The following is a 12198-nucleotide window of genomic DNA, read 5'->3' on the forward strand; positions in this document are numbered from 1 at the left end:
AGGTCTCCTAAGTCTTCTGTGTCACTGAAGTCTTCTAACTCTAGAGCGTCCTCTGTTGAGGATTCTTCTAATCCAAATATATCTTCTGACTCGCTGCTGCTTTCGTCTGCGAGAGAAAGGTCTCCTAAGTCTTCTGTGTCACTGAAGTCTTCTAACTCTAGAGCGTCCTCTGCTGAAGGTTCTTCTAATCCAAATATATCCTCTGATTCGCTGCTGCTTTCGTCTGCGAGAGAAAGGTCTCCTAAGTCTTCTGTTTCACTGAAGTCCTCTAACTCTAGAGCGTCCTCTGTTGAGGATTCTTCTAATCCAAATATATCCTCTGACTCGCTCTCTCCCGTTTCGTCTGTGAGAGAAAGCTCTCCTAAGTCTTCTGTTTCACTGAAGTCCTCTAACTCTAGAGCGTCCTCTGTTGAGGATTCTTCTAATCCAAATATATCCTCTGACTCGCTGCTGCTTTCGTCTAGTTGCACGTCTATTTCTGACTCTAATTCACCACTATTTGTGGTTTCTATATCTTCCGACAAACCATCAAACAATTGATTAAAGTTTTCAAAATTTTGTTCTGGGTTTTCTGAGTTAGAGTCTTCTTCTAGTTCCAAAATATTGTCAATTTCAGAGAGATTGTCTGAGTCTTCAAATGATGAATCGGTATCAAGATCCAAATTGAAGTCTAGGTTGTCGGTTTCTTCTGTGTCATCTATTTCAAGATCTAAGTCTTCTAAGGGTTGATCGTTTTCTGATGAGTCGAGGTCAATTTGTAATAATTCATCTATATCATTAGAGGGGTTTGAGGTAGAATCATCAAAATCATTATCATTGGCAAACAAATCGGATAATTCAGAGTCTTGAGGTTTATTTTGATTATTTGACATAAGGGTTGGCTCAATTTCTAGTAAGTCTTTTAGATCGTCGTCGGCGTTTTCGGAGTCTAGGTTAAAAAGTTCGTTGTTGGATCGATTATGTTCTAGATTATCAGTTGTCTTGTCGGATCTGTCATTGGAAAAATCATCGACTAAGAAATCGGAGAAGTCACCTATCTCATCAATTTCTGAGGAGTCTAGGCTTTCCGTGTCCTCTAGGGAAGCAGGAGAGAGGTCTGTTTCCCAACCGAGTTCAATATCTGGGTTTTCTCCTTCAAAGAGATCGGCTAAGGTGCTGAGTTCACTGAGTCCAACTTCTGGCCCGATGCGTTGTGATGAAGATCTGGGGGGATCGAGTGGGGGGGGGATGTTGTCCGATCGCCCTCCTGTAGAGGTAGAGTCCTGTTGTGTGTCTTCTGAGGGAGCGCTTCCCATTTTTAAGAAGGTGTCGAGTTCAGAATCTGTTGGGGAGGTGGTCAGAGAGGGTTCAGCTTGAAGATTTAACAGCGCTTGACTGGGTTGAATCTGCTCTGGTGTCCCGGCTAATACCAGGTCTCTAGCGCTTTTGAGTTCTTTAATGATGATGGGGGCAAGATCGGCATAGAGATGATCCCTGTTGGCGATCGCCCCTTGAGCCAATTTCACTAACTCCACCCAGGGGTCAATGTCGAAATTATCCCCCGCTTGTCTTAAGCTCAAACAGATTTGGGCTAATTTTTTGCGACTTTTTGCGGTGTCGGGTTGCTTGAACCCTTCAAGCATTTGCCGTAATTGGGTGGGTACATCACTTTGGAACACCAAATGCTTGGCGCTCTCTTCAGGATCGGGGAGGTTAGAGGCTCTATACTCCAAGACTGAACTCGACACTGATGGGGTTGTACTCGAAGGAAGATTTTCCGTTTGCTCTTTGGCTGTGGAGTCCACCCCATTGTTCTCCATAGCGATCATCTGATTGACACTCTCAAACAAGGGAGTTAAGGATGCCATAATTTCTGCATCCTTGGGATTCGAGTCTCCGTCACTCTCTTCTAGGTTTTCCACTAATTCACTGAGTCCATCAAAAACCTGTAGCAGTAAGGATTCTAATTTCGCGTTGACCTGAGTGGGTTGGTCTTTGAGGATCTTAAAATAATCTTCTAACTGGTGGGATGTTTTTTTTATACTGGTGGCTCCTAACATAGCGGAGCCGCCTTTGATCGAATGGGCAGCTCGAAAGACTTCATTGACCAATTCAGAATCCTGGACGGTTTCAGCTAAATTTAACAATCCCTGTTCAATAATCCTGAGATTGTCTTTAGCTTCTTCTAAGAAGTAGCCCATTATTCGGTCTAATTGTTCCTGATCCATGGCTCTTTGGCTCCCCTAACATTCGAGTCCTATCAGCGATATCGCCCTTCAGTTGTACAATCTGATGCCACCCATTCCAGTTTAACCTCTCGTCCTAACGACTTTTGGGATCGACTTTGAATCGTTCCACCCCGGTGAGCAAATCTCGTGCCACATTCACCAGACTCCCTAATGCTTGTGACACCCGTCCGCATTCTTGAGAAGTTTCTTGGGCGGTTAATTCCACCGATTGCATCACCTGAGCTACCGCTCGTGAGGTTTCCGTTTGTTCTACGGTATCGGCAGCAATGGAGCGCACCAAAACATCAATCCGGTTATTGGTTTGAATAATATCTTCTAGGGATTTCGCCGCTTCTTTGGCCAAGTTTGTCCCTTGAATAACCTGTTGAGTCCCTTCTTCCATCGCTTGCATTACCCCCGCCGTTTCACTTTGGATTTGCAATACGATTTGTTCAATTTCTTTAGACGCTTTTGCCGCCCGGTCTGCCAACTGCCGGACTTCATCGGCAACAATGGCAAATCCGCGACCGGCTTCTCCGGCACGGGCGGCTTCAATACTGGCGTTTAGGGCAAGTAAATTGGTTCGGGAGGCAATTTGGGCAATTAAGGCGACAATCTTGGAAATTTCTTGGGACGATTCGGCTAACCGTTTGACTTTCCGGGTGGTTTCTGCCACCGTTTCCCGAATTTCCAAAATACCGGCCACGGTTCTTTCTACGGATTCTCCTCCTCGGCGGGCGGTGTCATTGGCAGAACGGGCAACGGCTTCGGCTTGGCGAGCGCTTTCTGCTACCCGTTGAATGGAGTCGGTCATCATTTGTACCGAATTGAGGGTGACCGCCAGTTCTTCCGCTTGCCTTAAGGCATCAGCCGCTAACCCCCGTGCAAAGGCTTCACTTTCTGCCGAGCCTTTGTTCACTTGTCGAGCCGCGACGGTAACCTGTTGCACAATTTCCCGCAGGTTTTGAATGGTGAGGTTAAAGGAGTCGGCAACGGCTCCGAGTACGTCGGCGGTGACTTCGGCTTGAACGGTGAGGTCTCCACGAGCGGCTCCTTCTACGTCATCGAGTAAGCGAATGACTTGCCGTTGCAGGTCTTCTTTGGCGGATTCGTTTTCGGCGGCTTTGCGTTGGGACTCACTCATGGTGGTGAGGACGTTTCTGGCCATGACGTTGAAGCTCTCTGCTAGATAGCCCAGTTCGTCTTCGCCATAGACGGTTGCTTGCGCTCCGAGTTGTCCGGAGGCTACTTTTTCAAATTGGGCTTGTAGTTCGTCCGTTGTTTGCGTCACTTGGTTGGTTACTTTTCGCCCCAACACATAAGTGGTTGCACCGGACAAACCACCGGGCAGTATAATCATAGCTAGTTTGCTCAAGGCTTTGGCATCGCTTGCTGTAGCATAAATTACGGCAGCTATGGCAAAGGCGGAACTGAGTCCCGTGGCGATCGCGCTATAAATATTTTTGCTAATCAGAGGCGCATTATCAAAGAAGCTCAATACCCCTTGATCTACGGATACACTCGGTTCTACTTGCCGTTGAGATTTACCGGCAAAGGTGGGAATCGTATCCGTATTATTGGAGATACTAAACATCTCTTCTTCGAGCAAGGCGGAATTATCATCACTGGGATCGGCATCTTCATCCAGTTTGAATCCATGAGTGTTCATTCCATTCATGGAATTGTCTTTAAAGTCCTTGGAAAAATCGGATGAGGGTTCATCAAAGCCGGAAAATTCATCCAGAACTTTATCATCGAAGGCATCAAATTCATCTAGAAAATCCACTGCCCCATTGCCATTTTTGGGTTCTGAGACTTCTGACTCTGTGTCAAATTGCTCTAAATCGTCGTCAAATCCAAAACTTTCCGTATGAAACCCAGATTCTGTATCAAACCCGGTTTCTGTAAAATCAGTAATTTCCTCAGAATGAGTGCCATTGCCATCAAAGCTATCCTCGTCGCCAATGCCTTGCCAGAGATGACTATCGGATAGGGTTTGATCGCCGGCCATCGAGCCGTTACGGCCATTTTTGCTCAGGGATATGTCTCCCCCATTTTCCTGATGTCCATTGCTTGCATGAGTGGCTCCACCCACAAATAAGGTGGGACTCTCTCCCATGGTTAGCCCTTGAGTTGGCCGATCTTCTGCGAACTCAGAAGATTCAGGAGCTAAGGCTTCTGGTTCCGAGGTCTCAATCCCTAGGTTTTCGGAAACGGATGAGCTACTCTGATCGAAGGCGGGTTCTTCCTCTGGAAATTCGGAGGGATCGAAGGCTATGCCTTCGTCACCACTTAAGAGTTCTCCTGTTTCGTCTGTTAGATCTACATCGGTGTCAAAGGGGGAGAAGGCTTCTTCTTGCAGGTCATCGGGTTCTTCTTGTAACTCTGCTAAGGATTCTCCGGCAAAGATATCATCTTCAAAGGTTTCTTCCTCTTCCTGGAATTCTTCGAGTTGGGATTGGGCTACGGTAAAGGGGTCATCTTCTTCGGGCAATTCTTCGCTCCAGGATACTTCCTCCGCGTCTAAATCCTCTGGGGCATTGAAAGTCGGGTCTTCTTCTAGATCGGCTAGATCTGCCTCTTCCATGAGTTCATCTCCCATGAGTTCATCGCCATCATCAATGAAGGCAGACTCATCTAAACTTTCGGTATCGCCCAGGGTAGGATCGCCGATCATTTCAGTATGAATTACTTCTTCGTCTTGCTCTTCTCCCTGGAGATCCAAGTCTTGCCATTCTGAAGCAATTTCTTCTTCATCTAAGTCGTCCATGGGGGGGATTTGACTGGAGGTATCCCCTTCTATGTCTGCTCCCATGGTATGGTAGGTCGAGAATTGTTCTACATCTTCCAATCCTTGGTTCGCATAATCCATAAAGACTTGATCGGAAGTGATTTCTAATACTGACTCATACTCTTCACGGGCAACTGTATATTCTTGTAATCCATAACAGTAAATATGGCCTCTGAGTAAATGAGAATTTGGATCGTCAGGAAAGTGTTCTACCAAGTGGTCGATAATTGAGGCCGCATCTTCATAGCGTCCTTGAACATAAGCCGTCTCTGCTTGTTGATATTCTGTTGCATAATCCATCCCAGAGCCTCCCCCAAAACACGATAGTTTGACTTGTTGAGTTAATCTACTTTCCTTGACTATATTATGATGCCGGATTGATAGTAGGTATGTTGATCTTTAGGTTTATCAGGTTATCCCAATTTTAAGCTGCCCACCTAGCCGATCGCAAAATAGCCACTTGGTTGAGCAACCACAAATATTGGTTGTTTTCCTCATCAATGACCCATTCGCCGCGTACAAACGGTTCCATGGTATCAGCAATATTGGTGGCTCGTTGGAGTTTTTCCACATCTAGCCAGTCCATTCCTCCCATGCGATCTATGGCCAAACCTAACATAGTATCTTGGTCTTCGATCGCAATTACGGGCAGTTCTGAGCGATCGGTATTTAACGGAGTCTGCTCTCCGAGGAACTGTCCCAGGTCAGCCACCCAAATCACCCGACCGCGAATATTCATGGTTCCCAAGAGTAGGGGAGAGACGTTGGGAATCGGAGTAATGCGATCGGGAGGCGATTCAAACACCTCCTTAATCCCAATGGCACTCAGGGCCAGTTCGTGGCCAGAGGGCAGAAAAAACCGCAGATGTAATTCTCCTTCAGGATTTTGCAGTTCCTGAAACTCCGTCACCTGTTCGGAGTCCATTTCATTAAATAATTCGGAATTACCTACCATAATCTTTTCGGTTTGGGCGTTCTAAGGGGCAATCTTGAGGCTCACCATTAGCTGCGTAAGAGTTGTTTAACCGTTCCTACCAACTCGGTGGGCTGAAAGGGTTTCGCGATGTAAGCATCTGCCCCTTGTTTCATGCCCCAATAACGGTCAAACTCTTCTCCTTTTGAGGAACACATGACCACCGGAACATGCTGAGTCTTTTTGTCGTTTTTAATTCGCCGACAGACTTCATAACCATTCATACGGGGCATAACGATATCCAAAACGACTAAATCGGGAAGATTATTTTGAATATTTTCTATGGCTTCTACCCCATCGCTGGCAATGGTAACTTTGAGACCACTATCGGTCAGTAGGTCGGTAATCATTTGCCGTTGGGCGGGGCTATCTTCTACTACTAAAACGCTACTCATTAGGGGTATCCTACTACTTTGCTATCGTGTCCTTAAAGTTGGGGTTGAAGGGCTAACTGACCTGACTAGGGTTGAGCGCTTCAAGTATCTCTAATTTATCGAATAAAGTGCCCTATCTGGCCACTTGATTGGATTTTTAGGTCAGAGAGGGAAAAGGTAAAGGGGTTAGGGTTGGGGTAGGTCTCCAGAGGGAGGCTTGAGGGGTTCTAAGTCCAATTCTGAGGCGATCGCATCATCGAGAATGCGATCGGGGGATGGGTCAGTTCCTCCTCCTTTGCCTATATATTTTTCCAGAACCATCAACAGCTCCCCTTGACCAAAGGGTTTGGTCAGATAGTCAGTGGCTCCTACCATCCGAGCTTTCAGGCGATCGATAAACCCATCTTTGCCCGTGAGCATCACAATCGGAGTTTGCCGAAATCGGCTCGATCGCCGTAACATCGCACAGATTTCATAACCATCTAATTCTGGCATGGCGATATCACACAAAATTAAATCCGGTTTGAGTTGAAACACCAAACTCAAGGCCCGCAGAGGATTGGTGATCCCCGCCACTTCATAGCCACTGGCTTTGAGAATCTGTTCGACTGCTTTACATAAGGCTACCCCATCATCAATAAAAACAACACGGGGGGGGCGAACCGATTTCAGGTCTTCGGGCATCCAATCCGATTCAGCAGAACTCAAATAGGTTAATTGAACCCAGCCCTTTTGCACAAAGGGATACATCGCTTTAGCCACCGTGAGAATATCCCCATTTAAGTAACGAGCAATTTGGCGAATTGAAGTTTGTTTGTTCGCCCAAGCCGACAGAATCTTAAATCGCTTTGGGTTGAGGTTTTGGCTCAGGGCTGGGGCATCACAGAGGACAGGACATTGATCGGGCGATTGAATATGGGGATGGAGTTGATTCCATTCTTGAACCTGTTTGAGGACTTTCGTCACTAAGGGGCCAATTTCCAGAGGCGTGAGTTGGGGGGCTAAGGGAGGGCCCAATTCAAACATAAATGAGCCATTGTGCAAAGAGAGCAGATCGAATAGGGTCTCTTGAACCATGCTTTTAATGATACTGCGTCCTTGAGCAGGGGTGAGGCTGTGGTTTTCTAGCATCGCCCACAGATAACCATATTCTGGGGCATTGGTGGCCGCAATGGTGGGAACCTTGATCGGATCGAGGGTAGTGGATAATCCATAGCGATGCAGATGGTGACGTAGGCGCACCAGAGAATTGTCTGCATCTGAACCAGCATAGATAATTTTGCCATTGGCAAAAAAGACAAACCAACATTGAGGGGGCAGACGCTGGGGGCGATCGCCTCGATTAAAATGAGGTTGAGGACTATAGCTCTCAACACACAATTCCCCAGTGCGCTGTCCCAACTCAATGAGCTGGAAAATGCTGCGAATATCAATCTCGCTTAACTGTCCCTGCATTCGGTATTCATTACCTTGGTTACGTTCTGCTACGGCTCAAAGTCCAGGCTGAATTCTCTGGGGGAACCCATTGCCCTAAAGCTGCCCTAAAGCTATTGTAAGTCCTTACGATGGCAGGTATTCGCTTGAAGTCAGATTAGATGGTCGCAGTTGATAACGGTGGGTAACTTTTAAGCTAAACTAATGGCAATGGGAAATAAATCTTGAAACATCCCTGAGCTTATCCGAGTTGATTCCTGACGGCGAGTTTGTCATTGCCTTAGTTTAAGACAGTAATAAATTTTGTAAAGCTAGTTGCGGCTTCACTTGAGATAGGATCGTCATAGGGATGAATCGATCGCAGCTCATCCTCTCTTGGCTCTATACAATGGCTTCAGAACCTCACCCTGAGCCTAGATTCAGGTGTGATGGGGAAGAGAAACCAATGCAGGGGTTTCCCTAAATTGGCTAGAGCAGTCACAATAAAGTAAAGATCAGGGAGAGTTTACCCCAGGATCATTTGATTAGTGGACGCATAAACGAGGACTATCAGCGTGCTTTATCTAGCGGAAGTACAAATCCAAAAGGGGTTCATGGGCAATAAAGCCATGGTGAAACTGCTGGCATGTCAGCGCAGTGAACAGAATTGGAGTTCGGTCTCTGAAGAACTGATTGAATTGGCAGAACCGGGAACCTTGAAAGATGGAGCGCTGGTTTTGGTGGAGGTGGCCAATAAAAAGATTCAACGGCCTCCTCAAGATGCAGCCCGTCCTTTAATTGGAATTTTACAGAAGTTTTCTACCCTTCAAGGCAAGTTTGAAGGCCAGGAAGAAGAAATTGAGCAGTGGAAACAGTCCTTGACGTTTCAGGCCCAGGAATTAAATCGTCGGGAAATGGAGCTGGTTGCACGGGAAGATGAGCTGGCTCAGTTGGAGGAAGAGGCGGAGAAACTAGAGGAGAAACGACAGGAAATTGAGTCGTTATCGGAAGAAGCCGAGCGACAACGAGAGGAGTTTGAGCGCAAAAGCCAGGAATTGGAAGGCGCTTGGGCCCATTTACGGGGCGAACAACAACGACTAGAGGAACAACAGGGAGAACTCTCGTCTGCTTCCGTACTCGATGAGGAGAAAGCGGGGCAAATTCGACAGTCTTTACAGTCTTTGTCCGAGGCCGTTGCACCAACGGAAAGCCTGCGAGAAGCAGTAGGACAGATGACAACGGCGGTTTCAGAACAGCAGCAGGTTCTCGACCAACATTGGCAGCAACTGGAGCAGTCGAAAGGGCAAACCAGTCAACAGCAAGGGGAAGTAGAACAGCTCAAGCAGACCATTGAAGGCCGTTGGCAGGAGTGGAACGAGGCGCAAACGGTTCTGGAAAAGGCACAAGTTGATTTGAAGACTCAGCAGAGTATCCTACAAATTAAGCAAGAGTTACTCTCGCCCATGCAAACTCACTTGAGTCAGACTGAGCAGTTGTGTCAACAGCTTCAGCAATTGTCGGAAGCATCCGGGAAACCCGCAGTCACCGTCGATCGCCAGACTCTGGAAAATATGCCCATCGATGAACTCCAAAAACGGGTGGAAGAATTGGAACAAGACCTGAAACGGGCATCAGGGTTTGTGAAGGATCAGGAGGAAGAGTTAGGGTATCAGATGGAGGCCATTGATGAACTCAAGCAAAAAATTGAACAAGCCAGTGAATACGATCGCCTCAGTTTAGAAACCGAATTATCCAGCGAACAAGAAAGTTATGATTTCCTGAATGAATCTTTAGTGGGGTCGCGGCGAAATTTAGCCGAGCGAGAATTTGTTTACAAGACCCATGTTAGTATTCTGCGGCGCAGACAAGGTTATCCTGTAGAAGCTGGAGAAGAAGCACTGCTTGATTTTAGCCCAGCCTTGGAAGCAGCCGAAAGCCAACGGCAACTGCAAAGCGAGCAAGTGCAACGGATGGAAGCAGAAATTAGTCAGATTCAATCGGCGATTGGGCAAGCTGAGGAGCTGGTCAATAGCCAAATGGCCGATCAAGAAACTAAGCGCAATGAAATTAAGCAATTGGAAGAAACCTTAGCTCAACAAGAGCAACAATGGGCACAAGCGAGAAGTCAAGTGGAGATTTATGAACAAATGCTCCAACCCCTGCAAGATCAACTAGCCCAATATCGGGAAAAAGTGGAGCAACTGCAAGAGGGGATAACTGGAATTCAATCCACCAACGATCGCCAATTACAGGCGATCTCCCAACTTCAGCAAACGGTGACCGAGCTAACTCAATAAGCCCAAGTGTGCGCTCAGTCTTATTTTCCTACTCCTTTGAGAAGTTCAACACCAGACCTAAACCCCCCAAATGAATGGCCAATAAACTCCTTTGCTATGTCCCAGGTCTACAGCACTGAAGATTTAATTGCCATATTGGCCCAAGAGCGTCAAGCTTGTATGAGAGGAGAGCGTTTGAGTCTCAACATTCAGCTCTCTGGTCACCCGATTATTGACCAATTTGTAGCCGTTGAAGGGGTACAAAACTTTATTGCTTACAAAGATTTTAAATCCACCATTCATCGCTATCAGAGAAAACATCAAGTTTCGGGAATTATCTGGCAAGAGATTATCATTGGCGGACAAACCTTGCACTATCCTGCCATTCACGATCAACTGATTGCCTTACCCCAAGATTTAGACATCCTGCAACAGGCCAAATCTAAGATTCTCCACTTTTGGCATCAAGTGACTGTTGCTATGGATATCTTTATTGCTGACGGTCGCCGATATCAACAAATTACCCATCAAGATATTGAACCCATTTCCCAACGTACCCAATGGGCCCTGATTTACAAATGGGAAAATTCTTCCTACTTAGAAATCTTACTGCAACTGGGTTGGGGACAACCCACAGAAGCCTCCTATCAACGCAGTTTACCCCACTCTGGAAGTCGATGTATTCATGCCGTTTATCCCGGCACTCGTCCCATTGGTTAATTGTCCCTATCCCTCGTCTCCCATTCCCCCACAGAGGATGCAAAGCGCTGTATCACATGGTGTCTTCGCAATGAACGGGAATTTGCAGGGTAAATTGACTTCCTCCATCAGGTAATCGGGAATAACTCAGTTCTCCTTGATGTTGCTCCACGATAATTTGATAACAAATAGAAAGACCTAAGCCACTGCCTTTACCCACGGATTTAGTTGTAAAAAATGGATTAAAAATTTGCGTTTTGATATCATCCTTAATACCCACTCCGTTATCCTTAAAACAAATTTGTACTTTATGGTCATTGATCAGTTGAGTGCTAATTTCTAGGGTAGGAAGAGCATCTGGAGAAGTCCAAGTTTCACCCGGTTTATCTTCTATGGCATCAATGGCATTTTCAATCAGATGAAGAAAAACTTGATGAATTTGACCAGAATAGCAGGTGACTTTAGGCAACTCACCATAGTGTTTGAGGACTTGAATCGGGGGGCGATCGGGAGTTTCCTGCAATCGATGTTGTACAATTAACAGTGTACTCTCGATTCCTTCATGTAAATCTACGGATTTAATTGCCGCTTCATCCAGTCTAGAAAACGTCCGCAGCCCTAAAACAATACCATGAATTCTTTCTACACCACTTTCCATGGAACCGATCATAGTTTTGAGGTCATCAATGACAAAATCTAAATCAATTTCTTCAGTAAATGTTTTAATGTCTTCTGTCGGTTCAGGATAATTTTTCTGATAAATTTTGATAGTATCAACTAAATTATCTAAATAATCATTAACATAATGCACGTTGCCGTAAATAAAACTAATTGGATTATTAATTTCATGGGCAATTCCAGCAACAAGCTGTCCCAAGCTGGCCATTTTTTCACTTTGAACCAGTTGTAATTGAGTGTTCTGTATTTTCGTTAAAGCGGCTTCTAAGCGTTCTGTTTGCTGTTTAAGTTCTATTTCTCGCTCTTCTAGGGAAGCTTGGATCTTCTTGCGATCGGAGATTTCTTGCTCTAAAATCACATTTTGCTCGGCCAGCATTTTTTGCGCTTGACGAAGTTGTAACTGATTTTGCACTCGCACAACCACTTCTTCAATTTGAAAGGGTTTGGTAATATAATCTGAGCCACCGACGCGGAAGGCTTTGACTTTATCAATGACATCATCTAAGGCGCTCAAAAAAATCACCGGAATGTCTTGAGTGACTTCCGTTTCTTTTAACTGTTCGCACACTTGATACCCATTGAGATCGGGCATATTAATATCTAACAAAATTAAATCCGGGGGTTTGGCGCGAGCTGCTTTCAATCCCATGGCTCCATTAATCACGCTTCTGACTTTATACCCTTGCTTGGTTAACAAACTCGACAACAAGCGCAGATTGTTGGGCAGATCATCAATGAGGAGAATATTAGCGGGTTCTGGGGAATCAGTAGAGTAATTCATTAGATC

8 protein-coding genes are annotated in these 12198 nt (G+C 45.9%); 2 read left to right on the top strand and 6 right to left on the bottom strand.

Translation table 11 applies throughout. The annotated features are described in order from the left end of the window. From PMG25_RS08865 to PMG25_RS08885, 5 genes are all read right to left on the bottom strand, one after another. Positions 1 to 2207: Hpt domain-containing protein (locus PMG25_RS08865; protein ID WP_283766537.1), on the bottom strand; the 2207-nt coding region annotated here is incomplete at its 3' end. Positions 2208 to 2301: 94 nt separating this feature from the next. Next, the gene (locus PMG25_RS08870; protein WP_283766538.1) at positions 2302 to 5298 is read right to left on the bottom strand and encodes a methyl-accepting chemotaxis protein; all 2997 of its coding nucleotides are present in this window, start codon (positions 5296 to 5298) and stop codon (positions 2302 to 2304) included. Positions 5299 to 5422: 124 nt separating this feature from the next. Continuing rightward, a complete protein-coding gene (locus PMG25_RS08875) occupies positions 5423 to 5953 on the bottom strand; it encodes a chemotaxis protein CheW (protein ID WP_283766539.1) in 531 nt (176 codons plus the stop codon). A 47-nt stretch (positions 5954 to 6000) separates the two neighbouring features. Beyond that, positions 6001 to 6366 (bottom strand): response regulator transcription factor, encoded by a 366-nt coding sequence (locus PMG25_RS08880; protein WP_283766540.1) that lies wholly within the window; start codon positions 6364 to 6366, stop codon positions 6001 to 6003. Positions 6367 to 6531: 165 nt separating this feature from the next. Further along, positions 6532 to 7800, bottom strand: coding sequence for a response regulator (locus tag PMG25_RS08885; RefSeq protein WP_283766541.1), 1269 nt, complete (start codon positions 7798 to 7800; stop codon positions 6532 to 6534). A gap of 533 nt (positions 7801 to 8333) precedes the next feature. Here PMG25_RS08885 and hmpF point away from each other — a divergent pair. Beyond that, a complete protein-coding gene (gene hmpF / locus PMG25_RS08890; RefSeq protein ID WP_283766542.1) occupies positions 8334 to 10055 on the top strand; it encodes a pilus motility taxis protein HmpF in 1722 nt (573 codons plus the stop codon). A 96-nt stretch (positions 10056 to 10151) separates the two neighbouring features. After that, a complete protein-coding gene (locus PMG25_RS08895; protein ID WP_283766543.1) occupies positions 10152 to 10754 on the top strand; it encodes a hypothetical protein in 603 nt (200 codons plus the stop codon). Between the two features lie 52 nt (positions 10755 to 10806). On the opposite strand, the gene PMG25_RS08900 is transcribed toward PMG25_RS08895, so the two are convergent. Continuing rightward, on the bottom strand, positions 10807 to 12192 hold the full coding sequence (locus PMG25_RS08900) for a hybrid sensor histidine kinase/response regulator (protein ID WP_283766544.1): 1386 nt from the start codon (positions 12190 to 12192) through the stop codon (positions 10807 to 10809). Between the last annotated feature and the right edge of the window lie 6 nt (positions 12193 to 12198).

Source organism: Roseofilum capinflatum BLCC-M114, assembly GCF_030068505.1.
In the GTDB taxonomy this organism is placed as follows: Bacteria; Cyanobacteriota; Cyanobacteriia; order Cyanobacteriales; family Desertifilaceae; genus Roseofilum; species Roseofilum capinflatum.

What these genes read in the sequence shown, in the direction of transcription:
- PMG25_RS08880 (WP_283766540.1), bottom strand. Translation starts at nt 6,366, where the DNA reads ATGAGTAGCGTTTTAGTAGTAGAAGATAGCCCCGCCCAACGGCAAATG.
- PMG25_RS08900 (WP_283766544.1), bottom strand. Translation starts at nt 12,192, where the DNA reads ATGAATTACTCTACTGATTCCCCAGAACCCGCTAATATTCTCCTCATT.
- PMG25_RS08875 (WP_283766539.1), bottom strand. Translation starts at nt 5,953, where the DNA reads ATGGTAGGTAATTCCGAATTATTTAATGAAATGGACTCCGAACAGGTG.
- PMG25_RS08885 (WP_283766541.1), bottom strand. Translation starts at nt 7,800, where the DNA reads ATGCAGGGACAGTTAAGCGAGATTGATATTCGCAGCATTTTCCAGCTC.
- PMG25_RS08895 (WP_283766543.1), top strand. Translation starts at nt 10,152, where the DNA reads ATGTCCCAGGTCTACAGCACTGAAGATTTAATTGCCATATTGGCCCAA.
- PMG25_RS08870 (WP_283766538.1), bottom strand. Translation starts at nt 5,298, where the DNA reads ATGGATTATGCAACAGAATATCAACAAGCAGAGACGGCTTATGTTCAA.